The organism is Bacillus sp. TH25 (genome assembly GCF_016650935.1).
GTDB lineage: Bacteria > Bacillota > Bacilli > Bacillales > Bacillaceae_G > Bacillus_A > Bacillus_A mycoides.
Map to the genome: position 1 here is coordinate 1,105,562 of NZ_JAEKEU010000039.1, position 25,877 is coordinate 1,131,438.

Annotated in this window: 26 protein-coding genes and 1 pseudogene; 23 read left to right on the forward strand and 4 right to left on the reverse strand. The window is 34.9% G+C overall.

From position 1 onward, the window contains the following. From JFT89_RS29620 to JFT89_RS29635, 4 genes are read left to right on the forward strand one after another with little or no spacing between them, the layout of a single operon-like run. Nucleotides 1-1,008, forward strand: a complete 1,008-nt coding sequence (locus tag JFT89_RS29620) for a FecCD family ABC transporter permease (protein WP_002066739.1) — start codon at nucleotides 1-3, stop codon at nucleotides 1,006-1,008. After that, on the forward strand, nucleotides 1,001-2,023 hold the full coding sequence (locus JFT89_RS29625; RefSeq protein WP_002087982.1) for a FecCD family ABC transporter permease: 1,023 nt from the start codon (nucleotides 1,001-1,003) through the stop codon (nucleotides 2,021-2,023). The genes JFT89_RS29620 and JFT89_RS29625 overlap by 8 nt, the downstream gene beginning before the upstream one ends. A gap of 15 nt (nucleotides 2,024-2,038) precedes the next feature. Next, nucleotides 2,039-2,860: an ABC transporter ATP-binding protein gene (locus tag JFT89_RS29630; RefSeq protein WP_002066741.1), complete on the forward strand. Its 822-nt coding sequence runs from the start codon at nucleotides 2,039-2,041 to the stop codon at nucleotides 2,858-2,860. Between the two features lie 16 nt (nucleotides 2,861-2,876). Continuing rightward, complete coding sequence (locus JFT89_RS29635) at nucleotides 2,877-3,695, forward strand: alpha/beta hydrolase (RefSeq protein ID WP_016096282.1); 819 nt, start codon at nucleotides 2,877-2,879, stop codon at nucleotides 3,693-3,695. Nucleotides 3,696-3,742: 47 nt separating this feature from the next. Here the strand turns inward: JFT89_RS29635 and JFT89_RS29640 are convergent, their stop codons facing one another. Further along, nucleotides 3,743-4,429: a class I SAM-dependent methyltransferase gene (locus JFT89_RS29640; RefSeq protein WP_002066745.1), complete on the reverse strand. Its 687-nt coding sequence runs from the start codon at nucleotides 4,427-4,429 to the stop codon at nucleotides 3,743-3,745. 91 nt (nucleotides 4,430-4,520) lie between these two features. Between JFT89_RS29640 and JFT89_RS29645 the strand changes: the two genes are divergently transcribed. The 10 genes from JFT89_RS29645 (at nucleotide 4,521) to JFT89_RS29690 (ending at nucleotide 13,056) form a co-directional block, all read left to right on the forward strand. Next, entirely contained in the window at nucleotides 4,521-5,597 is a 1,077-nt protein-coding gene (locus tag JFT89_RS29645; protein ID WP_016096283.1) for a helix-turn-helix transcriptional regulator, read from the forward strand. 151 nt (nucleotides 5,598-5,748) lie between these two features. Next, complete coding sequence (locus JFT89_RS29650) at nucleotides 5,749-6,123, forward strand: ArsR/SmtB family transcription factor (protein ID WP_002066747.1); 375 nt, start codon at nucleotides 5,749-5,751, stop codon at nucleotides 6,121-6,123. A 66-nt stretch (nucleotides 6,124-6,189) separates the two neighbouring features. Beyond that, nucleotides 6,190-6,912, forward strand: coding sequence for a 2,3-diphosphoglycerate-dependent phosphoglycerate mutase (gpmA, locus tag JFT89_RS29655; RefSeq protein WP_016092151.1), 723 nt, complete (start codon nucleotides 6,190-6,192; stop codon nucleotides 6,910-6,912). A gap of 60 nt (nucleotides 6,913-6,972) precedes the next feature. Continuing rightward, nucleotides 6,973-7,233, forward strand: coding sequence for a ferredoxin (locus tag JFT89_RS29660; RefSeq protein ID WP_002066749.1), 261 nt, complete (start codon nucleotides 6,973-6,975; stop codon nucleotides 7,231-7,233). Nucleotides 7,234-7,325: 92 nt separating this feature from the next. Next, nucleotides 7,326-8,261 (forward strand): cation diffusion facilitator family transporter, encoded by a 936-nt coding sequence (locus tag JFT89_RS29665; protein WP_002137858.1) that lies wholly within the window; start codon nucleotides 7,326-7,328, stop codon nucleotides 8,259-8,261. A gap of 261 nt (nucleotides 8,262-8,522) precedes the next feature. After that, entirely contained in the window at nucleotides 8,523-8,750 is a 228-nt protein-coding gene (locus JFT89_RS29670; RefSeq protein ID WP_000849103.1) for a hypothetical protein, read from the forward strand. 387 nt (nucleotides 8,751-9,137) lie between these two features. After that, complete coding sequence (locus JFT89_RS29675; RefSeq protein WP_002014668.1) at nucleotides 9,138-9,440, forward strand: metal-sensing transcriptional repressor; 303 nt, start codon at nucleotides 9,138-9,140, stop codon at nucleotides 9,438-9,440. A 195-nt stretch (nucleotides 9,441-9,635) separates the two neighbouring features. Next, complete coding sequence (gene copZ / locus JFT89_RS29680; protein ID WP_002066751.1) at nucleotides 9,636-9,842, forward strand: copper chaperone CopZ; 207 nt, start codon at nucleotides 9,636-9,638, stop codon at nucleotides 9,840-9,842. A 95-nt stretch (nucleotides 9,843-9,937) separates the two neighbouring features. Then, nucleotides 9,938-12,358, forward strand: a complete 2,421-nt coding sequence (locus JFT89_RS29685) for a heavy metal translocating P-type ATPase (protein WP_016096285.1) — start codon at nucleotides 9,938-9,940, stop codon at nucleotides 12,356-12,358. Nucleotides 12,359-12,576: 218 nt separating this feature from the next. Continuing rightward, nucleotides 12,577-13,056 carry a GNAT family N-acetyltransferase gene (locus JFT89_RS29690; RefSeq protein ID WP_201040974.1) on the forward strand — a complete coding sequence of 160 codons (480 nt, stop codon included), beginning with the start codon at nucleotides 12,577-12,579 and terminating at the stop codon, nucleotides 13,054-13,056. Between the two features lie 19 nt (nucleotides 13,057-13,075). Here the strand turns inward: JFT89_RS29690 and JFT89_RS29695 are convergent, their stop codons facing one another. Both JFT89_RS29695 and JFT89_RS29700 read right to left on the reverse strand, forming a co-directional pair. Continuing rightward, the gene (locus JFT89_RS29695; protein WP_002033657.1) at nucleotides 13,076-13,348 is read right to left on the reverse strand and encodes an HU family DNA-binding protein; all 273 of its coding nucleotides are present in this window, start codon (nucleotides 13,346-13,348) and stop codon (nucleotides 13,076-13,078) included. Between the two features lie 141 nt (nucleotides 13,349-13,489). Further along, nucleotides 13,490-14,305, reverse strand: coding sequence for a formate/nitrite transporter family protein (locus JFT89_RS29700; RefSeq protein WP_002137851.1), 816 nt, complete (start codon nucleotides 14,303-14,305; stop codon nucleotides 13,490-13,492). A gap of 199 nt (nucleotides 14,306-14,504) precedes the next feature. On the opposite strand from JFT89_RS29700, the pseudogene JFT89_RS29705 reads away from it, so the two are divergent. Together JFT89_RS29705 and JFT89_RS29710 are read left to right on the forward strand one after the other, a co-directional pair. Continuing rightward, nucleotides 14,505-15,397: pseudogene (locus JFT89_RS29705) on the forward strand (metallophosphoesterase). A gap of 122 nt (nucleotides 15,398-15,519) precedes the next feature. Continuing rightward, nucleotides 15,520-16,731 (forward strand): M20 metallopeptidase family protein, encoded by a 1,212-nt coding sequence (locus JFT89_RS29710; RefSeq protein WP_002014679.1) that lies wholly within the window; start codon nucleotides 15,520-15,522, stop codon nucleotides 16,729-16,731. Between the two features lie 54 nt (nucleotides 16,732-16,785). On the opposite strand, the gene JFT89_RS29715 is transcribed toward JFT89_RS29710, so the two are convergent. Beyond that, nucleotides 16,786-17,868, reverse strand: a complete 1,083-nt coding sequence (locus JFT89_RS29715) for a chitinase (RefSeq protein ID WP_201040976.1) — start codon at nucleotides 17,866-17,868, stop codon at nucleotides 16,786-16,788. Between the two features lie 270 nt (nucleotides 17,869-18,138). Here JFT89_RS29715 and gabP point away from each other — a divergent pair, with 270 nt between their 5' ends. From gabP to JFT89_RS29750, 7 genes are all read left to right on the forward strand, one after another. Then, a complete protein-coding gene (gabP, locus tag JFT89_RS29720) occupies nucleotides 18,139-19,533 on the forward strand; it encodes a GABA permease (RefSeq protein ID WP_033707099.1) in 1,395 nt (464 codons plus the stop codon). Nucleotides 19,534-19,666: 133 nt separating this feature from the next. Beyond that, entirely contained in the window at nucleotides 19,667-20,005 is a 339-nt protein-coding gene (locus tag JFT89_RS29725) for a hypothetical protein (protein ID WP_002014685.1), read from the forward strand. A gap of 316 nt (nucleotides 20,006-20,321) precedes the next feature. After that, on the forward strand, nucleotides 20,322-20,864 hold the full coding sequence (locus tag JFT89_RS29730) for a DUF420 domain-containing protein (RefSeq protein ID WP_002137842.1): 543 nt from the start codon (nucleotides 20,322-20,324) through the stop codon (nucleotides 20,862-20,864). 117 nt (nucleotides 20,865-20,981) lie between these two features. Next, nucleotides 20,982-22,145: an iron-containing alcohol dehydrogenase gene (locus tag JFT89_RS29735; protein WP_002014688.1), complete on the forward strand. Its 1,164-nt coding sequence runs from the start codon at nucleotides 20,982-20,984 to the stop codon at nucleotides 22,143-22,145. Nucleotides 22,146-22,303: 158 nt separating this feature from the next. Next, nucleotides 22,304-23,056, forward strand: a complete 753-nt coding sequence (locus JFT89_RS29740) for a DeoR/GlpR family DNA-binding transcription regulator (RefSeq protein WP_002137840.1) — start codon at nucleotides 22,304-22,306, stop codon at nucleotides 23,054-23,056. Beyond that, nucleotides 23,053-23,964, forward strand: a complete 912-nt coding sequence (gene pfkB, locus JFT89_RS29745) for a 1-phosphofructokinase (RefSeq protein WP_002137839.1) — start codon at nucleotides 23,053-23,055, stop codon at nucleotides 23,962-23,964. Before JFT89_RS29740 ends, pfkB begins: the two co-directional genes overlap by 4 nt. 13 nt (nucleotides 23,965-23,977) lie before the next feature. Beyond that, nucleotides 23,978-25,834 (forward strand): PTS fructose transporter subunit IIABC, encoded by a 1,857-nt coding sequence (locus JFT89_RS29750; protein ID WP_002066696.1) that lies wholly within the window; start codon nucleotides 23,978-23,980, stop codon nucleotides 25,832-25,834. Nucleotides 25,835-25,877: the final 43 nt, after the last annotated feature.

Below are 25,877 nucleotides of genomic sequence, written 5' to 3' on the forward strand. Positions count from 1 at the left end.
ATGCGGAAAATAAATTCACTTCCAATGATAATTTTATGCTTAGCACCCATATGTATTTTACTTACTGTTATTTTATCTATCTTATATGGGACAAAAAATATCGATTTTGAAACGACGTGGAATGCATTGTTTCATTTTGATTCGAGTAATGTAAATCATAATATTATTGTTACGTCTCGTTTACCAAGGGTAATTGGAGCTCTTTTAGTTGGAGCTTTTCTAGCGATATCAGGAGCACTTATGCAGGGGATGACAAGGAATTATCTTGCATCCCCTTCTATTATGGGTGTGACGGATGGTTCTGCTTTTGTTATTACAATGTGTATGGTATTCCTTCCGGGAATGTCTTCAGTCAACATGATTTTATGTTCTATGCTGGGTTCAGCATTAGGCGCGGGGATTGTTTTTGGATTTGGTTCACTGCTTAGAAACGGATTGTCACCTGTAAGATTAGCAATTATAGGAACCGTGATAGGGACATTTTTAAGTAGTCTTTCTGCCGCAATTGCTTCTTATTTTCAAGTCTCTCAAAATATTAGTTTTTGGTACAATGCGAAATTAGATCAAGTAGATCCCAATATACTTAAATTAGCAATTCCTTTTGGTATAGTTGGTATTATTTTAGCACTTCTTATTTCAAAATCTATTACAATCCTTTCATTGGGAGAAGAAGTGTCTATTAATTTAGGACAGCGTACGAAAATTATAAAAATGACTGCAATTTTATCTGTTGTATTTCTGACTGGTACAGCAGTTGCTTTAGTAGGGAAAATAGGTTTTGTAGGACTAATTATTCCTCATATTACCCGCTTTTTAATCGGTGTAGATTATAAATGGATTGTGCCTTGTGCTGGAGTAATTGGTGGTGTGTTTCTTGCTTTATGTGATGTGTTAAGCAGATTTGTAAACTATCCATTTGAAACACCAATAGGCGTTGTTACGTCTCTAATTGGAATTCCTTTCTTCCTTTATTTAATTCGTACAAGAGGGGGAGAGAGACATGCTTAAAGGCTCAAGTCAGCGTTTTGTAATGACTATGGGTACTATTATACTTTTAATTTTATGTACCATTTATATTAGCTTAACGAATGGTACATTTGATATTACAATTATGGACGTCTTTCGAACAATTTTTCGGATTGATCCAGTCCCAGAACATGATTTAGTTATATTTGATTTTAGACTGCCGCGAATCATAATTGCTGGCCTAGTAGGATTAGGTCTAGGGATAGCTGGCGCTGTTATTCAAGGGATTACGAGAAATGGTTTAGCAGATCCGGGTATTTTAGGAGTAAATGCTGGTGCAGGAACTGCAATCGTAATTTTTATGTTCTTTTTCCAAGGACAAATAAAGAGTACGGATTGGATTTCTATAATGATGATGCCGATGTTTGGCTTAGTTGGAGGGTTAGGCGCGGCTATATTAATTTATATATTTTCTTGGCGAAATGGAAAGTTAGATTCACAGCGTCTGTTACTAACAGGGATCGCAATAGGGTCAGGTTTCGGAGCGTTTTCTATGTATTTATCATTGAAAATGAAAGCAACTGACTTTGAAATGGCAGCTGTCTGGGTTTCAGGTAGCATATATAATGCAAACTGGAAATACATTATTGCAATGTTGCCATGGCTTATTATATTAATTCCAATTATAAAAAAGAAAGCTTATTTGCTAGATTTATTTCAATTGGAAGAAACGAGTATTACAAGTCTAGGTGTTTCAGTAGAAAGAGAGAAGTCTATTCTATTATTAAGCAGTATTGGACTTGTAAGTGCATGTGTTGCTGTTTCAGGAAGTATTGGATTTATTGGTCTAATGGCGCCACATATAGCCAAAAGACTTGTTGGCATTCAACATAAATATGTAATTCCTACATGCGGAGTAATTGGGATGCTACTTGTAATTGCTTCAGATTTTATCGCAAAAACAATTTTTATGCCTGCAGAATTGCCTGTAGGGATTGTTATTGCTATTGTCGGTGTACCGTATTTCTTATATTTACTTTATAAGGCGAAAGCGTAAGAGGAGGAAACAAAAGTGAATATTTTAAGTGCAAAAAACTTGGAAGCAAATTATGAAAAACTTACAGTGTTTCGCGATTTAAATGTGGAAATACAAAAGGGAAAAGTAACGACAATTATAGGTCCAAATGGATGCGGAAAATCGACATTATTAAAAACGATGGGACGAATTTTAAAACAAAAAAGCGGTAAAGTATATTTACAAGGACAAGATTTAAATAAGATTTCAACGAAAGAAATTGCGAAACAGTTAGCTTTACTTCCGCAAAACCCGATTGCCCCAGGAGAGATTAAAGTAGAAGAGTTGGTTTCTTATGGACGTTATCCGCATCGTAATAACGTGAATAAGTTAACTTCAAAAGATAAAGAAATGATTGATTGGGCATTAGATATTACCAAAACAACAGCATTCCGCATGAGACAAATTGCAAATTTATCAGGTGGACAAAGACAAAAGGTATGGCTAGCGATGGCATTAGCACAAGAGACAGAAGTGTTACTACTAGATGAACCAACGACATATCTTGATATGTCTCATCAATTAGATGTATTACAAATTGTCGAGAAGTTAAATAAAGAACATAATTGTACGGTCGTTATGGTATTACATGATATTAACCATGCAGCGAGGTTTTCAGATGAAATTATTGCAATGAAGGAAGGGGAAATCGTTACAACTGGAAGCCCAGAAGAGATTATTACAAATGAAGTATTAAAAGAAGTATTTCATATTGATGCGCGTGTCATGATTGATCCGTATAATGGGTCTCCTGTTTGTTTTGGATACGATAGCGTTGTATCTCAAGAAGAGAAAGTAGAAATATATGTAACGAGTTAAGAAGGGGGGATATAAGATGAATACTACTATTGAAAAACAGCAGATTATTACATCTAATACAGAACAGTGGAAAATGTATTCAAAATTAGAAGGTAAGGAATATCAAATTCATATTTCAAAGCCGAGGCAGCCGGCACCAGAGTCAGGATATTCTGTTATATACGTATTAGATGGCAATGCCTTTTTTCAAACATTCCATGAAGCGGTTAAAATACAATCAGTTAGAGCAGAAAAAACAGGTGTTTCACCAGCCATTATAGTAGGTATTGGTTATCCAATTGAAGGGGCATTTTCAGGTGAAGAAAGATGCTATGATTTTACGCCTAGCGTAATTTCAAAAGATGCTCCTTTAAAACCGGATGGTAAACCGTGGCCTAAAACAGGCGGGGCACATAACTTCTTTACGTTTATTGAAGAAGAATTGAAACCACAAATTGAAAATAATTTTGAAATTGATAAAGAGAAACAAACGTTATTTGGACATTCTCTAGGTGGATTATTTGCATTACATATACTATTTACAAATGTAAATGCTTTTCAAAATTACTTTATTAGTAGTCCGTCTATTTGGTGGAATAATCAATCCGTACTTGAAAAAGAAGAGAACCTTATAAGTGAATTAAACAATGCTAAGTTTGAAACAGGGGTATTCCTTACAGTTGGGTCACTAGAACGAGAGCATATGGTTGTAGGTGCAAATGAATTATCAGAGCGCCTTCTCCAAGTAACACATGATAAACTTAAATTTAAGTTTTATGAAGCGGAAGGGGAGAATCACGCATCTGTTGTCCCAACGTCTTTAAGTAAAGGATTGCGATTTATTAGTCAAGTGTAGAAGACGTATATGAAAAAAGGTAAGCAATTGCTTACCTTTTTTCATTATTATTTTATTGCCACGTACCCATCAATTAAAAAGCTAGTGAAAAAACGAGTGATTTGAGTAAAGCCACATTCCTCCATGATAGTTAGTAAATCTGTTTCAGAAATAGGAAACATTTCTTTTTCAAAAGAATTTTCAAATCGTTCCCAATCTTTTAATGGAATTTGATTTTGCATCATATGGTTGCGCCAAGCATTTAATTGTGCAGAAAACATACTTGTATGGGGTATACCATTTATTGAAGAGAGAAAGAATGGAGCACCGGGCTTTAAGCGACTACTAATTTCATTAAGTAACTCTTTTTTCCCCTTCATAGTTGGGATGAAGTGCAGAACAAGCATACAGGTGGCAGCGTCAAATAATGGATTGGTTAATAATGAATGAACAGTTCCATGTACAAAGTGAATTTGATTTTGTATGCCTGCGTTTTCAATTCTTTTTTTAGCTAACTGTAGCATGCTTTCAGATGGATCAACACCTGTAAAATAAAAATTGCTATTTTGTTTGCCTATTGAGAGGATTTCTTGTCCACCACCAGCACCTATAACTAGTAACTTTGGATTCATATTTTCTTTAGGGAGTGTAGTAAATAAGAAATGATTCATCATTTCATATAGGGTAAAATATCCAGGGATTTTCAACGGAATTGTTCGTTCATATGTATGTACAGTACAATCATTCCAGCTCATTTTTTAACCTCCTCTTTTACAATAAAGTTTCACTTTATTATGAAATGAAATGGTTAGAGGAAACAATCCCATAAATCTGGGGGGAATAAAGATGATTTATGAACAGGCAACGAAAGAAATAACAGTGTTAATGAAAAGCGAGAGCTCAACTAGACAATTCCAAAAAGGGTTTTTAAATATATTAAAAAAGTTAATTCCATTTGATGCTTCCTGCTTCACCGCTATAGACCCACGCACATTTTTATCAACCGGGGCATATACAGATCGAATAATTGAACAGCTGCATTCGCAGTTATTTATGAATGAATTTTTAGAGGATGATTACAACAAATTTAAAGATTTAGCACGAAAGGCCCCCCATGTTGGCGCGATACGTATTGTCACAAATGATAATCCGATAAAAAGCGCTAGGTATCGAAATATTTTAAAACCAGCCGGTTTTATAGATGAAGTAAGAGTGGTTTGTATGAGTAAAGGAAAATGTTTTGGACACTTAAGTTTGTTTCGAGATAATACAAGAGTATCTTTTCAACAAAATGAATGTGAGTATTTATCAAAAATAAGCTCTATTGTGGGAGATACATTAAGAAAATCATTTATAACATGTTCAGAGGAACAAGTGGAAGTAGTAGGAACGGGTACGATTATATTAAATGAAAAATTTGACCTACTATATTGGGATCAAAATGGAAAGGCGTGGCTATCCACTCTTAGAACATATGAACAATTGAATGAAGATGACGTTCCAAGGCCAATACGTGCGGTTTGTTCAAGAGTGAAAGCCAACGAATCTAATAGGGAAGCAGCAGATGAAGGGGAAATGGTAGGTATTGGTTTATCTTGTGGACAATTTTTAGTTATTCGCGCGAGTAGGTTAGAAGGTTACGGTAGTTGTAATGATGGCTATATAGTTTTGTTTGAAAGAGCGAGGCCGGAAGAAGTTTTTCCCCTTATTGCAGATTCTTATAGTCTTTCTCAAAGAGAGAAGCAAGTGATAGTAGGGATTGTTAGAGGAATGTCAACAAAAGACGTGGCGGAAGAATTGCATATTTCTACGTATACAGTTCAAGATCATTTTAAATCCATTTTTGAAAAGGTAGGGGTATGTAGTAGAAATGAACTTATATGGGAGGTTTTTTCGAAGTTTTGTTTTTCTAAAGAGAAGTAATAATAGAAAAGAATCCAAAGTCATTTAGGATTCTTTTTTTATAATTTTTTTAGGATAACCAAAAACATTCAAATAAACATTTGAATGTTTTTGGTTAATAAGGTATGCTGTATACATAATCAAATATATACTTGAATAAGAGGTGTTACTTATGAAAGAAGAACATTGTGAACTTTGTTATCACGATGAGCAAAAAGTAAAGCATGCAAGTGACATGTTGGAGAAAGAAAATATAAGTAGTGTAGCGAAAATGTTTAAGGCACTTGCAGATGAAACACGTTTGAAAATTGCTTATGCGCTGTATACGGAAAATGAGCTTTGCGTACGAGATGTCGCAAGTATTATTCATAGCAGTATTGCAACGGCATCGCATCATTTAAGACTATTACAAACAATAGGATTAGCGAAAAAGCGTAAAGAAGGGAAACTTGTTTTTTATTCATTAGATGACTCTCACGTAAATGGATTAATTGAATTAGCGTTTAGTCATAGTAGTGAAATGAACAAGAAAGAACTTGATATGTAATCATGCATTTTCATAAAGATACTTCTTTATGAAAATGCAACTTTAAAAGGAGAGGAGATAATAAGTATGGTAAAGCTAGTTTTAATACGGCACGGACAAAGTGAATGGAATGTTGAAAATCGGTTTACAGGTTGGACGGATGTAGACTTATCAAATGCTGGTCTTCGAGAAGCAAGAGAAGCTGGAGAGATTTTGAAAGCCGATGGATTCTCATTCGATATAGCATATACATCTGTTTTAAAAAGAGCGATGCGTACTTTGTGGATTACTCTTGAGGAAATGGATTTGATGTGGATACCTATTCATAAAACCTGGAAATTAAATGAGAGACATTACGGTGCACTTCAAGGATTAAATAAAGAAGAAACAGCGAGAAAATATGGTGATGAGAGAGTAACTTTATGGAGACGTTCAACAAATGTACGCCCACCAGCTCTTACAAAAGATGATGAGAGATATGAAGCGGCACATCCGAAGTATAGAGATTTAAAAGAAAATAAGTTTCCCCTTACAGAAAATCTAGAAGATACAGAAAAACGAGTTGTTTCATATTGGGATGAAGAAATAGCCCCTAATTTAAAAGATGGAAAAAAAGTGATTATTGCAGCGCATGGAAATACAATACGAGCTTTAGTAAAACATTTAGATCAAATTTCAGATGAAGATATAGAATATGTAAACATTCCAACAGGAACACCATTAGTTTATGAATTAGATAACGATTTAAAACCGATATGTCATTATTATTTAAGGGGAAAAGGAGAAGTGATAGAAAGAAAAATAGTGTAAAATAATCATTTCTATATACCCTACCTTAGTATCGTATGAGATTAATGGAGGTAACAAATATTGTTACATTATACTGTTGTAAATAAAGAAACTTGTGAATCATGTGGATTATGCCGCTCTATAGCACCAGATATATATCAATTGGATTGTAAAAGTAAAGCATTTGGTGCATTAGATCACAATGAAGGAATAATTGGAATTCCAACTACATTTTTGAATGCAATGGTGGCAGCATATGAAAGTTGTCCGACAAATTCGATTCGAGTAGGAAAAGAGTCGTTTGAAAATCAAAAATTAGAAAATGGTATGAGAATGGATTAAAGCCGCGTTTCTATATTAATAAAAGCAATAGACAGATAGAAGTGGTGAATTTCAGAACAAATGTTAATAGATTAATAAAAGGAGGAATTTATATGGGACATCATCACGGTCACCAACATCATGGGCATTCCCACGGACATCATCATTTTGAAGAGAGTAGAGAAGGGAATAAGAAAGGTTTAATTACGGCATTAGTAATTACGGCAATTATTATGTTTCTTGAATTTTTTGGAGGACTAGTTACAAATAGTTTAGCCTTATTATCTGATTCAGGACATATGTTAAGTGATACAAGTTCGTTATTATTAAGTTTAATTGCCATTGGATTAGCAGCTAGAACAGTTACTTCTACAAAAACGTATGGATATTATCGTTTTGAAATTTTAGCTGCATTAATTAATGGAATTACATTATTTGTTGTGGCGGGACTTATCGTGTGGGAAGCAATCGGAAGGTTTTTTGAACCACCAACTGTAGCGAGTGGTCCAATGATGTTAATCGCATCAATTGGTTTACTAGCGAATTTAATTAGTGCATGGGCTCTTATGAGACAAGGTGATGTGAAAAATAACGTCAATTTACGTAGCGCATATTTACATGTTCTTGGAGATGCTTTAGGTTCAGTTGGTGCGTTAGTAGCTGGTGCACTTATGTCTTTATTTTCATGGTATATTGCAGATCCAATTATCTCAGTAATTGTAGCGCTATTAATTTTAAAGAGTGCATGGGGAGTAACAAAACATTCCATTCATATACTTATGGAGGGTACACCTGTTTCAATTGAGATAGAACAAGTTAAGCAAGCTATTAAAGAAGTAGAGGGTGTACGTGATATACACGATCTCCACATTTGGACAATTACATCAGGATTAGATGCATTAAGTGTCCATGTAATGATTGATAAAAAACAGGACGATCAAGAAGTGCTTCAAAATATTATTACTATGTTAAAACAGGAGTTCCATATTGAACACGCTACAATTCAAATTGAAACGCTTAAGATTAAGCATAGTGAAATGGTCATTTAATAAAATTGAACAAAAAGGCTATGGAGGAAATTCTCCATAGCCTTTTTGTTCACGTAAGTAGAATTGTCCTTTTTGAACGTTTTGTTTCAACTTTTCGTCTAAAGAGACAAAAAGTTGTCACAATTCCGTCACAATTAGCATAAACATAAAATAGACGAAATGAACTTACTTCCAAAAGGGCTTGGTTAATTCAATTTATGATTAGTAAAGCTGAAAAAGCGCGGATTTAAAGTTCACTATATTCTCAAGGAGGTAGATCGTATGAAAACTATTCTTGCTATCGCTGGGCTTATTTGGGTTTTATCACATGGCATTCCAATTTATGAAGGAGAACAAATTCGCAGTGCTCTGAATAAAAATTTTAATGAATATCATATCATTGATCGGCAAGATAATGTTGTGACAGTTCGTGTAAATGACTGTTTTCATACGGTAACCGTTGAAGGAACTTCAGTAGTGAATGATACAAAAGTATGTGACCAGCAATAATTATATATAGGAAGAAAAAAGCCTCGATTTAAATGTGTGAAGATTGAGGCTTTTATATTTGTAGGCGAATAATAAGTGGGGAATGGACAATCCCCGCTTATTATTGTTTCATTTTATCCCGCATTAGCTACCCGTAAAAGCTCGATTGGTGAGGGATGATTAAAGTTTCACTTTATTGAGTTTTGATGGGAGATGAAATGTTTTTTTGAAAAAAAGAAAGGGTATCATATTAATTGAGACTGAGAAGCTAATGATGTGTTAAGAATAATCATAAAGCGAAAATATACTCATATGGGGTATCCTACATAGATATTTGATGATATAATTGGTATACTCATAAAAGCAATTGTTTTATTGGATGAAGAGAAACTTTAAGAAGGTGATAATATGGATCATAAGGACCATGAATCAGTAACACATAGATCAGAAAAAGAAAAAGAACAAATTATAAATAGATTAAAGAGAATTGAAGGCCAAGTCCGTGGTATTCAAAACATGATTGAAAATGATCGTTATTGCGTGGATATTTTAGTTCAAATTTCTGCGATTAATGCAGCGATGAAAAAAGTAGGAATGGGTGTCTTAAAAAATCATACGAGTCATTGTGTTTCAGGAGCTATTAAAAATGGTAATGGTGACGAAGCAATTGAAGAATTAATGACAGTATTTGAACGTTTTTCAAAAGCATAAAAGCCAAGCTAGTATTTGACTAGCTTGGCTTTTGTTTATATAGGAGAAGATATATAAATTCATAATTGGAGCAAAAAAATAAAGATTTTAGAAAAGAATTAAAATCATGATACAAAACCATTGATTACCTTAGGGGGGTATGGTAAGATGTAGTTGTGATTAACAAACAATGAAGAAACAAGAGGAGGATTTTAAATGGAACAGTTAACATTACAAGTTGAAGGTATGTCTTGTGGACATTGTGTAAATTCTATCGAAGGCAGCGTGAAAGAACTAAACGGTGTTGAACAAGTGAAAGTTCAATTATCAGAAGGAACTGTTGAAGTTACTATCGACTCATCAGTTGTAACGTTAAAAGATATCGTTGCTGTAATTGAAGATCAAGGATACGATGTTCAATAATTATTTTTAGATACGGAAATAAATCGTACTTTAAACGAAGTACGATTTATTTTGCTAATAATTATACCTTATAAGGGTATATAGAGGTGAGAGACATGAATGAACAAAAAGAGACCAATCTTCAAATATCAGGAATGACATGTGCGGCATGTGCAAATAGAATTGAAAAAGGTCTTAAAAAAGTAGAAGGTGTGCAAGATGCAAATGTAAATTTTGCACTTGAAAAAACGAAAATTTTGTACGATCCAACTAAAACAAACCCGCAAGAATTTAAAGAAAAAGTTGAATCGTTAGGATATGGAATTGTCAGTGATAAAGCTGAGTTTACTGTTTCGGGAATGACATGTGCAGCATGTGCGAATAAAGTGGAAAAGCGTTTAAATAAGTTAGATGGTGTGAACAAAGCGACGGTTAACTTCGCTTTAGAATCGGCAACGGTAGATTTTAATCCGGATGAAATTAATGTAAGTGAAATGAAGAGCGTCATTACAAAATTAGGATATAAATTAGAAGTAAAATCAGATGAGCAAGATGCATCAACTGATCATCGCTTACAAGAAATTGAGCGACAAAAGAAGAAATTTATTATTTCGTTTATTTTATCATTCCCGTTATTGTGGGCAATGGTGAGCCATTTCTCATTTACATCGTTTATTTATTTACCTGATATGCTTATGAACCCATGGGTGCAGCTGGCTCTTGCAACTCCAGTTCAGTTTATCATTGGTGGGCAGTTTTATATTGGGGCTTATAAAGCGTTACGTAATAAAAGCGCTAATATGGATGTTCTCGTTGCACTTGGAACGTCTGCGGCATATTTCTACAGTGTGTATTTAAGTATTAGGTCGATTGGTTCTTCGGAACATATGACAGACTTGTATTTTGAAACGAGTGCAGTACTTATTACATTAATTATTTTAGGTAAATTATTTGAGGCGAAAGCAAAAGGACGTTCATCAGAAGCAATTAAAAAATTAATGGGATTACAGGCGAAAACTGCTACAGTCGTGCGAGATGGAACAGAAATGAAAATATTGATTGAAGAAGTGGTAGCTGGTGATATCGTTTATGTGAAACCAGGGGAAAAAATCCCGGTAGATGGGGAAATTGTAGAAGGGAAGTCAGCGATAGACGAATCGATGTTGACAGGTGAAAGTATTCCAGTTGATAAAACAATTGGGGATGTAGTAATCGGTTCTACAATGAATAAAAATGGATTTTTAAAAGTTAAAGCAACTAAAGTAGGCAGAGATACTGCATTAGCTCAAATCATTAAAGTAGTAGAAGAGGCACAAGGTTCGAAAGCTCCTATTCAAAGGGTAGCAGATCAAATTTCAGGTATTTTCGTACCTGTTGTAGTTGTGATTGCTATTATCACATTTGCGGTGTGGATGATATTTGTTACGCCTGGTGATTTTGGCGGAGCACTTGAGAAAATGATAGCAGTACTTGTTATCGCTTGTCCATGTGCATTAGGTCTTGCGACACCTACATCTATTATGGCGGGATCAGGAAGATCAGCTGAATACGGTATTTTATTTAAAGGCGGAGAGCATTTAGAAGCGACGCACCGATTAGATACAGTTATTCTAGATAAAACAGGTACTGTGACAAATGGGAAGCCTGTGTTAACAGATGTAATTGTAGCAGATGGATTCCATGAAGAAGAAATACTACGTTTAGTAGGTGCGGCAGAAAAAAATTCTGAACATCCACTTGCAGAAGCGATTGTAGAAGGAATTAAAGAAAAGAAAATTGATATCCCAAGTTCAGAAACGTTTGAAGCAATTCCGGGATTCGGTATCGAATCAGTTGTAGAAGGGAAACAATTATTAATTGGTACACGTCGATTAATGAAGAAATTCGATATTGGTATTGAAGAAGTTTCTAAATCGATGGAAGAGCTAGAACGAGAAGGAAAAACAGCAATGCTTATTGCGATCAATAAAGAATATGCTGGTATAGTCGCCGTTGCAGATACTGTAAAAGATACTTCAAAAGCAGCTATCGCAAGACTTAAGAAAATGGGTCTAGACGTTGTTATGATTACAGGAGATAATACACAAACTGCTCAGGCAATCGCTAAGCAAGTTGGTATTGATCACGTAATTGCAGAAGTATTACCAGAAGGAAAAGCAGAAGAAGTGAAGAAACTTCAAGCTAGTGGTAAGAAAGTGGCTATGGTTGGAGATGGAATTAATGATGCTCCTGCTCTTGCTACAGCGGACATTGGAATGGCAATTGGAACAGGAACAGATGTAGCGATGGAAGCAGCGGATATTACGTTAATCCGTGGTGATTTAAATAGTATTGCTGATGCAATTTTCATGAGTAAAATGACGATTAGAAATATTAAGCAAAATCTATTCTGGGCGTTAGCTTATAACGGCCTAGGAATTCCAATTGCGGCGCTCGGTTTCTTAGCTCCTTGGGTTGCAGGTGCAGCGATGGCGTTTAGTTCTGTATCAGTCGTATTAAATGCATTAAGATTGCAAAGAGTTAAATTGAAATCTTAAACACTTTCAGCTATAAATCGAATTTAATATGCTTTTTTAACAATAAACAATACTTTGTATAAGTATTGTTTATTGTTCGCTTAGAAGGAAAAGTCGAAATAATTTAGAAAGAGCAGAAGTAGTGAATCATATGTAGAAGAAACTGTTTCAAAAATAAACGCGAAATAATTATCGGGATAACCGAAATAGAAGAGTTAGTTTGATAAGGAGTTTTACATATGTTTAAAGATATTAAAATTAGGATATTCCAGAAAGAGGATTTAGAGCAAGTATTACAATTGTTCTATGAAACGGTTCATACGGTGAATGCAAAAGATTATAACGAGTTACAGCTACAGGTGTGGGCCCCAGAGCGACTAGATAGAGAGAGATGGCTACAGTCTTTAGAAAAGAATATTTGTTACGTTGCTGATTATAAAGGTGTGATAGTGGGATTTGGGGATTATAATGATGATCATTACGTAGATCGCTTATTTACGCATAAAGATTATCAAGGAAAAAGGATAGCATCATACATACTACAGAAGTTAGAAAAAGAAGCAGTGAACTTGCAGCATAGAGATATATTTACAGAAGCGAGTATTACAGCGAGACCTTTCTTTGAAAGCAAAGGTTTTATTTGCATAAAGGAACAAAATAAGCAGCATAATGGTCAGATTTTTATTAATTATATCATGAAAAAAATAGCCTTCTCATAAATGAGAAGGCTATTTTTCATTATTTTACAGCTTCTTTTAGTTCTTTACCAGCTTTAAAAGCAGGTACTTTAGAAGCTGCGATTTGCATTTCTTCACCCGTTTGTGGGTTACGGCCTGTACGAGCAGCTCTTTCACGAACTTCGAATGTACCGAATCCGATAAGTTGTACTTTTTCGCCAGCAGCTAAAGAGTTAGTGATTGATTCTACTACAGTTTGTAAAACTACAGTAGCTTCTTTTTGAGAAATCTCAGCATTTTGTGCTACGTTTTTAATTAATTCTGTTTTATTCATGTTTTTCACCTCATATGTAAATAATGCTATTTAAGTTGTTATTATAACGTATAAAACATTCGAGAACAAGTGTACGTACATATATTCGCAAAAAAAATGGGATTTGTAATATTTTTTAGGGCCACTTTATAGACATTTAATTTAAGCGGATACAGATTTGTTCTTTATTTCAGTCTTCTCTTTATTTAGAGGCAGTTTCTTATTATAAGATATGAAATAAGGTAAGGCTACAAATAACATACCTCCTACTAAGTTTCCAAAGAAAACAAAAATGAAGTTTGGAAAATATTCAATCCAAGTTAAATGACCGGCAAAAATTGCAGCTGGGATAACAAACATATTGGCTACAACGTGTTGAAATCCGATCGCAACAAAAGTCATAACTGGGAACCAAATGCCGATAATCTTTCCGATAAATTCTTTACTTCCCATACTAAGCCAAACAGCTAAACAAACAAGCCAATTGCATCCGATTGCAGAAATGAAGGCTTGTAGAGGTGTATCTTGTAGTTTAGCTTGTGCAATGGAAACTGTTTTCGTTAAAAAAGCTCCCTCTGTTAATCCAACAATATGGCCGAAAAAATAAGCAACGAATATAGCGCCGATGAAATTGCTAAACGTAACAATAATTAAATTGCGTATGAAGTGAAATAGGGTGATTTTCTTTTGAAGCCAAGCCATTGAAACTGTCATCATGTTACCAGTTACTAATTCACCGCCCGCAAGAATAACGAGTATAAGACCGATAGGGAATACAGCTGCACCTAAAAAACTATTAAATGATCCCCAAGATTTTGGCATTGTCCCAATAACATGAATATCGAGTAAATACCCTAATGCTATGAAAGCACCACCAAAAAAACCGAGAATTAGCATAGGGAGTAATGATAAATGAGCTTTTTTTCTTCCGGAATTAGCAGCAAGTTCCGTAATTTCTTCTGGTGTAAATACAGACATGATTAACCCCTCCATAAATATTGTGATGGAACGAATAGAAGGAACATTTTTGGAAATCTATGTATTATAAAAATATGTTATGGGTTATGTATAAATTTGTCAAATTGAAATAGGGATAAAATCGAATATAGATAACATTATTTCATGTTGTCACATCAATGTAACAAAAAGGTTTTAAACTACTTCTAGAGGTGAAAACATGAATACGCATCATGTGAAAAAAGAGCAAAAAAATCAATCTTAAAGAAATTTATTATTAGTTTAATAAGTATATTAATGATTCCAATAAGCTTCTATTTCTATGCAACAGAAATAGAACGAAGGTTAGTATCGGTCACGTGGAATGAAATAGAAGCTCCTACGATTCCTAAAGAGTTTAACAATAAAAAGATATTGCAATTCTCAGATGTGCATTTAGGGCCAGAGTTTACATTGAAGCAACTAGATAATTTGGTGGAGAAAATGAATGAGTTATGTCCAGATATAGTAGTTTTCACAGGGGATTTAATAGATAAGTTCGGATCTTATAATGAGGAAAGAGAAGAGGCAAAAGAAATTTTGAGGAAAATTCATGCTCCTCTCGGAAAGTATGCTGTGTTTGGGAATCATGATAGAGGCGGGGGCGGTAGTTTATTTTACAAAAGGTACATGGAGGAAGCTGGTTTTTCTGTTTTAGTAAATGACGTGCAGAAAATTAAAGTGGAAAATGGCAAGTATATTACAATATCAGGTTTGGATGATTTGTTATTAGGGAAACCACAAATAGATTCGACTTTAAAAAACTTAAGACAACAAGATTTCAATATGCTATTAGTACATGAGCCTGATGTTGTAGATAAAGTAGCTGGTTATCCAGTTGATTTTCAAATCTCAGGACATAGTCATGGAGGACAAGTTCAGATTCCTTTTGTAGGTCCTTTAATTACCACAAAATTAGCAGAGAAGTATGTTGAAGGAATGTATGAATTAGAAGGAAAGAGTAAGTCGTTATATTTATATGTAAATCGCGGTATTGGAACGACTCGAATGCCTGTCAGGTTTTGGAGTGTACCTGAACTTTCAGTTTTTGTATTGAAGCAAAGTAGTAACTAAAGTAGAACGTTTCATATTTTGGAGAATTAAGAGTATTTTTAAAGAAAGTTATCTTTTTTATTGATTAAGTGCAGAATATTATGTACTTTTATGTAAAGTGTTAAAAAGAAAGGAGAATTTCTATGATAGAAACATGGCATAAAGAATTGGAAAGTATATATAACCAAATGGTTTCATGGCGAAGAGATTTTCATCAATACCCAGAGCTATCGTTTCAAGAAATAGAAACACCGAAAAAAATAGCTGAAATCTTAAAAAGTTTTCATATTGATGTGACAACAGATGTCGGGGGAAGAGGGGTAATCGGCGTAATTGAAGGTGGAATACCTGGGAAGACGATAGCGCTGCGTGCTGATTTTGATGCACTACCTATTCAAGATGAAAAACAAGTTTCATATAAATCAAAGGTTCCCGGCGTAATGCACGCTTGTGGCCATGATGGACATACAGCAACACTTTTAGGTGTTGCAAAAATATTAAGTGACCATAGAGACCAGCTCTCTGGAAAAATAGTTCTGATACATCAACATGCAGAAGAGAAAGAGCCTGGCGGAGCAATTGCTATGATTGAGGATGGTTGTTTAGAAGGAGTAGATGTTGTATTTGGAACACATTTATCTTCTCAAATGCCTTTAGGAATGGTTGGGGCGAAAGCTGGAGCAATGATGGCGGCAGCTGATACTTTTGAAGTAAAGATTCAAGGGCGAGGCGGTCACGGCGGTATGCCGCATCATACTGTTGATGCTATTATCGTTGCAACACAAGTAATTAATCAGTTACAACTTTTAGTGAGTCGAAAAATAGATCCGCTTCAATCTGCGGTATTAACAGTCGGTACATTCCATGCTGGTCAAGCGGATAATATTATTGCGGATACTGCTGCATTTACAGGGACCATTCGAACGTTAGACCCTGAAGTGAGAGGATATATGGAGAAGGAATTTAAACGAGTTGTTGAGGGGATTTGTCAGTCTCTTCATGCTGAAGTTAATATTCAATATAAACGAGGTTATCCAATATTAATAAATCATGTAGATGAAACACGTCATTTTATGACGGTTGCGGAACATGATCTTGGCAAAGAAAGGGTCATGGAAGTACCACCTATTATGGGTGGGGAAGATTTTGCATACTACTTAGAACATGTTCCAGGAGCATTTTTCTTCACAGGTGCGGGTAATGAAGAAATAGGAGCAACATACCCACATCATCATCCTCAATTTGATTTTGATGAACGTGCGATGTTGGTTGGTGGGAAGTTGCTTTTAAGTCTTGTGAATAGTTATTTAAGAGATGGAAAAGAATTTCTTCATCATATAGAAGTGAAAAAGTAATTTACATAAATAAAAAACAACAATAGGTCATATAAAACCTATTGTTGTTTTTTATTATTTTTGCAAGGAAAGACTATCAAAATATGTTCTATAGTTACTAGAGAATTCAAAGTTGTTTTTTGCATCCCAATTAATAGACCAAGACATTAAACCGCGAAATGCAGGATAGCCACTCTGATTAGAAAGTTTATACTTTCCTCCGAAGGGAACGCCTTTAATGATATAATCTAAAGCTTTTTTCATTTCGGTTGGAGAAATATATCCGCCACTTGGAGCTGCTGCCGGTGCCGCCGGAAGTCCAATCATTACTTGATCTGAACGAAGAGCTGGGAAAATATTATTTGGATTACCATCTACAGGAAAGCCATGTAAGAGCATATCTGCCATCGCGACCTCGTAGTCTGCGGTTCCTTGATTATAATTATTACCGTCCATCCCAATGCCGCTACCAGAATTGTAGTGTTGAACGTGAATATACGTTAGTTTGTCTTTCACTCCGTAAATAATTGGTAAATATGCACCCCATATGCTTCCATACGCGCTATAACCGCCTTGAACATAAGCTGTTTCAGGGGCCATGCTTAATAGGAAATCTGGACCGTAATGGTCTGAAATCGTTCGAATTGCTGAGATAAGATTCACGATTTGAGGAGTTGTTGGGTTTTTAAAATTAGTGTCATTACCGTTTAAGTAAATACCTGATTCAAGGTCAATATCTATTCCATCAAAACCGTATTTATCGATCAGAGATTGTATGGAATTAATAAAACGTTGTTTAGCAGCATTGTCAGGAAGTAAAACGACCCCATTTTGTCCACCTATTGAAAGAACTATTTTCTTTCCTTTACTTTTTAAATAGGAAATATCAGATTTGAACTCTGTATCTGTACCATACACAGGGGAAAATTCAACAGTGGAACGATCACCACCAGTTTCACCGAAAGATACATTTATTACATCCCATTTTGGTGAAACATCTTTTAATTTAATAATGCCAGTACCGTTATCAAAGTTATGCCAATATCCAACGAGTAATTTTGACCCTAAATTGTTTGTTGCTTTTGTTTGGAAGGGAGCTAGTGGTAGCAGTAAGAAAATTACTAAAATACAACAAATGAATTTGAACTTGTTTAACATATCAACACTCCTATACAAAAAGTTGTCTAGATGTATAATCTTGTTTCTTTAATATTATCTGAAAATTCATTCTTTTGTAAGGCGACTATAATTTTCTCAACAATTGTATATGGAAAATTATTAAACCTAATGTAATAATTTCATTAGGAGCTTGCATTACAATTTTTAAATTCAGAATATTTTGATATATTCTAAAGTATAGAACAACGTTTTTCGCATAATACTCTTACATAAATTTCAAAATTAAGTTTGGAAGGGGATGTACAAGAGTTGGATAAAAATCTTAAGAAAGACCTCAAAATACGCCACATTACAATGATCTCAATTGGCGGCGTAATAGGAGCTGGTTTGTTTGTCGGAAGTGGTGCGGTTGTGCATTCAGCAGGGCCAGGTTCTATCGTTTCATATGCATTAGCAGGACTTCTAGTTATTTTCGTTATGAGAATGCTGGGGGAAATGGCAGCTATTAACCCGACAAGTGGTTCGTTTGCAACATATGCACGAGAAGCAATCGGCCCCTGGGCGGGTTATACAATTGGGTGGCTATATTGGTTCTTCTGGGTAATTGTTATTGCAATAGAAGCTACAGCAGGGGCTGGTATCATTCAATACTGGATTCCACAAATCCCGCTCTGGTTATTAAGCTTACTATTAACAATTTTATTAACGCTGACGAATGTTTTTTCAGTGAAATCATTTGGAGAGTTTGAATATTGGTTTTCATTTATTAAAGTAATTAGTATTGTTTTGTTCCTATGCCTTGGTCTTGCTGTGATTTTAGGATTTGTACCAGGAACGGAAGCACCTGGCACTTCAAATTTAGTAGGGCAAGGGGGATTTATGCCAAATGGTATAAGTTCGGTGCTGCTTGGAATCACCGTCGTTATATTTTCATTTATGGGATCAGAGATTGTTGCAGTAGCGGCTGGTGAATCTGCCGAACCTGTAAAAGCAGTAAAAACAGCAACAAATAGTGTGATTTGGCGTATTCTCGTATTTTTTATTGGATCTATCGCTGTAGTTGTTACACTTCTTCCATGGAACTCAGCAAACATATTAAAAAGTCCGTTTGTAGCGGTACTTGAACATATAGGAATACCAGCGGCAGCACAAATTATGAATTTTATCGTTTTAACAGCTGTACTTTCTTGCTTGAATTCAGGTTTATATACAAACTCAAGAATGCTTTTTTCGATGGCAGAAAGAGGAGATGCTCCAAAGGCATTTTTAAAATTGAACAGTAGTGGTGTTCCAGTTGGGGCAGTTTTATTTGGAACGTTCTTTGCTTATATTGGAGTTGTTTTTAGTTACATATCTCCAGATAAAGTCTTTTTATTTTTAGTGAATGCATCTGGTGGGATTGCGTTACTAGTTTATCTCGTTATAGCAGTTTCACATTTAAAGATACGTAAAAAAATGGGGAAAGTAGAACAACAAAATTTGAAAGTGAAAATGTGGCTTTTCCCGTATGTAACGTATGTTACAATTGCCGCTATTATAGCAGTTTTAGTTGCAATGGTTGCAATTGAATCCTTACGTTCACAAGCACTTTTAACGATGCTTGTTACTGTTCTTATTATAGTTTCTTATTTTATTTTTAATAGAAATAAAAATAGTTCGGTTTTGAATCCTAAAAGTGAGGATAAAGAGCCCGTTCAATTCTAATTTATTGTTTTGGAAGAGAGTTACACCCAATCATTGCTATAAAAGAATCATATATAATCATAGAAACAAGTAATTACTATTATCATAGTGAATATAAACTTTTTTCTTGACTTTTTATACGAAGGCGAGCAAAATGGTAAAAAAGGAAGGGGGGATGATGATGGAAGAGTACGTATTGGAGCTGTATAACTTTTTATATACGACAGAATGGCAAGATATTGTTTCGTTTCTAGGAATAGTATTTTGTATGAAAATTGTAATTGTATATATGGAAGAGCAAGGTATGTTCTATTCCTTCTCATCTCCGTTCGATGTGCAGCGCGAGCCGTTGCTGAACTATGCCAAGGTAAATTACGAACAATTTCCTTTTGTGATTTTCTTTATGATTCGATTTATAACAGCAATTGTAAAGAAGAAGGAAAGTGACGATGAAGAGTGCCACTCAACTTGTAATATAGCTAACGTTTTTTAAGCTAAATACAAGGAGGAGATTTATATGTGGTTTCGATTTCTTATGATTGGTTTCTTTTCATTAACAGCAATTTCATTAATGGGATATCAAGTGTCTGAAATATATCAAGCGTATAGCAATACGTTTTTTAACAAAAATTAATTCCATTGCTATTTAAATAATAAAGCGATAAAATCCTTCTTAAGAAGTTTTATTAAGAAGGATTTTTTCTTTGCTCTGTCTTACTGTGTCAAACTATTGTCACATTTACACTGTGAATAATATGTTAAAATAGTGAGGTTACGTATACATATTTGAAGGAAGAGGAGTGACCATTTTGGTGGATCAATCAACTAATCAGAAAAGCTATGCTCCTATTGTGATAACGCTTTCTGTACTTGTAAATGCGATTATTTTATTTTTGTTCTTTGGACCTGTTGGCTATGAAGGAGAAGTACATTTTGATGTAACAATTTTACCAATGTTAAATGCAATCTTTAATAGTTTTACGTTTGTATTTTTATTAGCAGCATTATTCTCTATTATTAAAAAGAATGTAAAAATGCATCGTGGATTTATTCTTGCAGCATTTACAACGACTTTACTATTTTGTGTTTCATATTTATCGTATCATTACTTGGCGCCAGCAACACATTTTGGCGGAGAAGGATTCATTAAATATGTGTATTTCATCATTTTAATTACACATATTATCCTTGCAGCAATTATTGTACCACTTGCATTGTTTGCACTTGTATTTGGTTTTACAAATCAATTAACACGTCATCGTAAAATTGTACGTTGGACGATGCCAATTTGGTTATATGTAAGTTTATCTGGGGTTATTGTTTACTTAATGATCTCGCCTTATTATCAATAAAAAATCTCAGCCTTTAAGGCTGGGATTTTTTTGTTAAGCAAATTTGTTTGTGAAATTAAAAAAGTGTGGTATACAAAAGTATAGTTGCTTTTCATATGGAAGGGATGGTAAAGGTATATGCAAAATTTTGTATTTCGTAATCCAACAAAACTTATTTTTGGTAAAGGACAATTAGAGCAGTTAAAAACTGAGATTCCACAGTTCGGTAAGAAAGTTCTTCTCGTATATGGAGGAGGAAGTATTAAAAGAAACGGTATTTATGATAATGTAATTTCTATTTTAAAGGATATAAATGCGGAAGTGTTTGAATTGACAGGTGTTGAACCGAATCCTCGTTTATCAACTGTAAAGAAAGGGATTCAAATTTGTAAAGACAATGGAGTCGAATTTATTTTAGCAGTTGGTGGAGGAAGTGTAATCGACTGTACGAAAGCGATTGCAGCTGGTAGTAAGTATGATGGAGATGTGTGGGATATTGTAACGAAAAAAGCATTTGCTAGCGAGGCGTTACCATTTGGTACTGTGCTTACGCTTGCAGCAACAGGATCTGAAATGAATGCAGGATCTGTAATTACAAACTGGGAAACGAATGAAAAGTACGGCTGGGGCAGTCCAGTTACATTCCCACAGTTTTCAATTTTAGATCCACTACATACTTCGTCTGTGCCGAGAGATCAAACGATTTATGGTATGGTCGATATTATGTCGCACGTATTAGAGCAATATTTCCATCACGGCATGAATACAGAATTACAAGATCGTTATTGTGAATCTGTTTTAAGAACAGTAATTGAAACAGCTCCTAAGCTTTTAAGTGATTTAGAAAATTATGAGCATAGGGAAACAATTTTATATTGCGGTACTATGGCGTTAAACGGCATTTTAGCGATGGGAGTAAAAGGAGACTGGGCAACTCATAATATTGAGCATGCAGTTTCTGCTGTTCATGACATACCGCATGGGGGCGGACTCGCGATTCTATTCCCAAATTGGATGAAGCACGTTATAGATGAAAATGTGAGTCGCTTTAAACAGTTCGCTATTCGTGTATTCGATGTAGAAACAGATGGGAAGACAGATAAAGAGGTTGCGTTAGAGGGAATTGAGGCGTTACGTCAATTTTGGACTTCAATTGAAGCTCCAGTAACATTAGCTGATTACGCTATTAGAGAAAGTGAAATTGACTTAATGGCGGATAAAGCGATGGCTTATGGTGAATTCGGTAACTTTAAAAAATTAAATAAAGATGATGTTCTAAATATATATAAAGCTTCTTTATAAGTGAATCGAGAAAAGAAACCTATTTGATTATTGTATCAAATAGGTTTCTTTTTTGTTGTATATAACCGTTTGTGACTGATTTTGATTATTTGTGAATGTTTATGGTTGATTTTTGTGATCGTTTTCATTATACTGTAATCAAAGAAGAGGTGAATAAAATGTTAACTCCTGAACGTCATCAAATGATATTGCAACTTGTAAAAGAGCAGAAGGTTGTTAAATTACAACAATTAGTGGAAAGAACAGAAAGCTCTGAATCAACAATTCGTCGTGATTTAGCACAATTGGAAAAGCAAAGGTTATTAAAAAGAGTTCACGGTGGTGCTGCTGTTTTAACAGGAAAAGGACAAGAGCCAACGATGGTTGAAAAATCATCCAAAAACATTCAAATAAAACACCAAATTGCGAGGTATGCGGCTAACATTGTTGAACAAGGTGATTGTATTTATTTAGATGCAGGAAGTACAACATTTGAAATGATTCCATTTTTAATAAATAAAGATGTTACAGTCGTTACGAATGGACTTATGCATATTGAAGCTTTAGTTGAAAATAATATTCGTGCATATTTACTGGGCGGGATGATGAAGAGTAGGACGAAAGCTTTAATTGGTGCTATGGCACAGGAAAGTATGCAGAAGTATCGCTTTGATAAATGTTTTTTAGGAGCGAATGGTGTACATGAACAGCTTGGTTTTACAACGCCAGATCCAGAAGAGGCACTCTTAAAACAAATGGCATTAACATTAGCAAACGAAGGATATTTCTTAATTGATGAAAGCAAGTTTTCAGAAGTTGCGTTTGCGAAAATTGCAAATGTTGAAGATGCAAGCATTATTACAAACCATTTAGAAATTGATTTAGAAAAATATAAAAGACAAACCAATGTAATTGAGGCTGATAAACAATGATCTATACAGTTACTTTAAACCCATCTATTGATTATGTAGTACAAGTTAATTCTTTCGATTTAGGAACAGTAAACCGAGCAGAGAAAGATATGAAGTTTCCTGGAGGAAAAGGGATTAATGTTTCTCGTGTTCTTCATCGTTTAAGTGTTGAAAATGTAGCGCTTGGATTTACGGGTGGATTTACAGGCCAATTTATTAAAGATGTATTGCATGATGAAGGTGTAACAACAAACTTCGTCCAAGTAGATGGAGATTCTCGAATTAATGTGAAAATAAAAGGGCAAGAAGAAACAGAATTAAATGGACAAGGTCCTATTGTAACAAATGAGCAATTTGAACAATTGATGAAAAAAATCGAAAGTATGCAATCTGGAGATTGTGTTGTACTAGCTGGAAGTGTACCTTCTTCTATTCCAAATACATTTTATGAATCAATCGCAGAGTTTGGAGCGGAAAAAGGTATTCGTGTAGTGGTAGATGCAAGCGGTAGTGCACTGCAGCATGTAATTAAAAATAAGCCGTTTTTAATAAAGCCAAATCATCATGAACTTGGTGAGTTATTCGGAGTGGAGCTTTCAACCGTAGAAGACATATTACCGTATGGAAGAAAATTAATCGAACAAGGTGTAGAGCACGTTATCGTATCAATGGCAGGAGATGGAGCTTTATTATTTACGGCAGAAGGTATATATGAAGCAACTGTTCCGAAAGGTGTTGTAATTAATTCGGTTGGGGCAGGAGATTCTCTCGTTGCTGGATTTGTAGGTAAATATGAACAGACAAAAGATATTGAAAAAGCATTTCAATATGGTGTTGCAACAGGAAGTGCAACAGCATTCTCGGCGGATTTATGTACAAAGGAAAAAGTAGAAGAATTATTGTCGCAAGTAATTGTAGCTAAGCGATAGGGGGAAGCAACATATGAAAATTACAGAACTATTAAAAAGGGATACAGTCATTATGAATTTGACAGCTTCAAATAAAGAAGCTGTCATAGATGAATTAGTTGAGAAATTAAACGGGGCAAATCGTTTAAATAGTAAAGCTGAATTTAAAGAAGCTATTTTAAAGCGAGAGTCACAAAGTACAACAGGCATTGGTGAAGGTATTGCTATACCTCATGCGAAGACGAATGCCGTTAAGCAACCGGCGATTTGTTTTGGTAGAAGTGTAAGCGGTATCAACTATGAATCACTTGACGGACAGCCTGCACATTTATTCTTTATGATTGCTGCAAGTGAAGGGGCGAATAATACTCATTTAGAAACGTTGTCTCGTCTATCTACATTATTAATGGATGAAGGTTTTCGTAAACAATTATTAGAAGCAAAGGATGAAGAGGAACTTCTTCGTTTATTTGATGAAAAAGAGAGTGAAAAAGAAGAAGAAGTTGAAGTAGCAAAGCCGGAAGGGAATGAGCCATACGTATTAGCTGTTACAGCTTGTCCAACTGGAATCGCTCACACATATATGGCTGCGGATAGTTTGAAAGCAAAAGCAGCAGAGTTAGGAATAGCGATTAAAGTTGAAACGAATGGATCAACAGGTGTTAAAAACGATTTAACGAAAGAGGACATTGAACGCGCAACGGCTATTATTGTAGCTGCAGATAAACAAGTAGAAATGAATCGTTTTGCTGGGAAGCATGTCATTCAAGTACCAGTCGCCGATGGGATTAGAAAAACTGAAATCCTTCTTAATCGAGCTATAAAACAAGATGCGCCAATCTTTAAAGGTGTCAAAGAGAATGGGAAGGCAGAAAATGTAGAGAAAGAAAAAGGGCTAGGAATTTATAAGCATTTAATGAGCGGTGTAAGTAATATGCTTCCGTTCGTTGTTGGTGGCGGAATTTTAATTGCATTAGCATTTATGTTCGGTGGAATTAAGGCGGAAGGTCCTATTGCTGAAATATTAATGAATATTGGCGGTGGAGAAAAAGGAGCCTTTTTATTCCTTGTACCTATTTTAGCTGGATTTATTGCAAGTTCTATTGCTGATCGACCTGGTTTTATGCCTGGCGTTGTCGGTGGGTTTTTAGCAGCACAAGCGAATGCGGGATTTTTAGGTGGATTAATTGCTGGTTTCTTAGCTGGATATGTTGTTTTAGGATTGAAAAGATTATTTTCAGGATTACCAGTACAGTTAGAAGGAATTAAACCTGTTTTGTTATATCCAGTCTTTGGATTGTTGATTACAGGAGTTGTTATGCAAAAAGTAGTAAATCCGCCTGTAGTAGCATTAAATGAAATGTTAACAGGATGGTTAAATGGTTTGAGTGGTACGAATGCTATATTATTAGGACTTATTTTAGGCGGTATGATGGCAATTGATATGGGTGGTCCAATTAATAAAGCGGCATTTACATTTGGTATTGCTGCAATAGAAGCACAGAATTTTGGAGTGCACTCAGCAGTTATGGCTGGTGGTATGGTACCGCCACTTGCGATTGCATTCGCAACCACATTCTTTAAAACAAAATTTACAGAAGCAGAACGTAAATCTGGTTTAACAAATTATATTATGGGAGCATCGTTTATTACAGAAGGTGCGATTCCATTTGCAGCTGCCGATCCGGTTCGAGTAATAGTAAGCTGTGTTGTTGGTTCAAGTATCGCGGGTGCCTTATCTATGTTATTCCAAATTACATTGCCGGCACCGCATGGTGGATTGTTTGTTATCGCATTAGTGAATAAACCGTTGCTATACATTTTCTCTATATTAATTGGGACGATTGTTTCAGCTATTATGATAGGTGTTTGGAAGAAGAAAGTTAAATAAAAGATAAAAAGGGACAGCTAATAGGAGTTGTTCCTTTTTCGTT

Bases quoted from the DNA above. Each gene is read 5' to 3' on its own strand.
- JFT89_RS29640 (WP_002066745.1), bottom strand. From the start codon at position 4,429: ATGAGCTGGAATGATTGTACTGTACATACATATGAACGAACAATTCCG.
- JFT89_RS29690 (WP_201040974.1), top strand. From the start codon at position 12,577: ATGTTTAAAGATATTAAAATTAGGATATTCCAGAAAGAGGATTTAGAG.
- JFT89_RS29710 (WP_002014679.1), top strand. From the start codon at position 15,520: ATGATAGAAACATGGCATAAAGAATTGGAAAGTATATATAACCAAATG.
- JFT89_RS29675 (WP_002014668.1), top strand. From the start codon at position 9,138: ATGGATCATAAGGACCATGAATCAGTAACACATAGATCAGAAAAAGAA.
- JFT89_RS29750 (WP_002066696.1), top strand. From the start codon at position 23,978: ATGAAAATTACAGAACTATTAAAAAGGGATACAGTCATTATGAATTTG.
- JFT89_RS29625 (WP_002087982.1), top strand. From the start codon at position 1,001: ATGCTTAAAGGCTCAAGTCAGCGTTTTGTAATGACTATGGGTACTATT.
- JFT89_RS29735 (WP_002014688.1), top strand. From the start codon at position 20,982: ATGCAAAATTTTGTATTTCGTAATCCAACAAAACTTATTTTTGGTAAA.
- JFT89_RS29670 (WP_000849103.1), top strand. From the start codon at position 8,523: ATGAAAACTATTCTTGCTATCGCTGGGCTTATTTGGGTTTTATCACAT.
- gpmA (WP_016092151.1), top strand. From the start codon at position 6,190: ATGGTAAAGCTAGTTTTAATACGGCACGGACAAAGTGAATGGAATGTT.
- JFT89_RS29645 (WP_016096283.1), top strand. From the start codon at position 4,521: ATGATTTATGAACAGGCAACGAAAGAAATAACAGTGTTAATGAAAAGC.
- JFT89_RS29725 (WP_002014685.1), top strand. From the start codon at position 19,667: ATGGTAAAAAAGGAAGGGGGGATGATGATGGAAGAGTACGTATTGGAG.
- JFT89_RS29620 (WP_002066739.1), top strand. From the start codon at position 1: ATGCGGAAAATAAATTCACTTCCAATGATAATTTTATGCTTAGCACCC.
- JFT89_RS29700 (WP_002137851.1), bottom strand. From the start codon at position 14,305: ATGTCTGTATTTACACCAGAAGAAATTACGGAACTTGCTGCTAATTCC.
- pfkB (WP_002137839.1), top strand. From the start codon at position 23,053: ATGATCTATACAGTTACTTTAAACCCATCTATTGATTATGTAGTACAA.
- JFT89_RS29635 (WP_016096282.1), top strand. From the start codon at position 2,877: ATGAATACTACTATTGAAAAACAGCAGATTATTACATCTAATACAGAA.
- JFT89_RS29715 (WP_201040976.1), bottom strand. From the start codon at position 17,868: ATGTTAAACAAGTTCAAATTCATTTGTTGTATTTTAGTAATTTTCTTA.
- JFT89_RS29685 (WP_016096285.1), top strand. From the start codon at position 9,938: ATGAATGAACAAAAAGAGACCAATCTTCAAATATCAGGAATGACATGT.
- JFT89_RS29740 (WP_002137840.1), top strand. From the start codon at position 22,304: ATGTTAACTCCTGAACGTCATCAAATGATATTGCAACTTGTAAAAGAG.
- JFT89_RS29695 (WP_002033657.1), bottom strand. From the start codon at position 13,348: ATGAATAAAACAGAATTAATTAAAAACGTAGCACAAAATGCTGAGATT.
- JFT89_RS29665 (WP_002137858.1), top strand. From the start codon at position 7,326: ATGGGACATCATCACGGTCACCAACATCATGGGCATTCCCACGGACAT.
- JFT89_RS29650 (WP_002066747.1), top strand. From the start codon at position 5,749: ATGAAAGAAGAACATTGTGAACTTTGTTATCACGATGAGCAAAAAGTA.
- copZ (WP_002066751.1), top strand. From the start codon at position 9,636: ATGGAACAGTTAACATTACAAGTTGAAGGTATGTCTTGTGGACATTGT.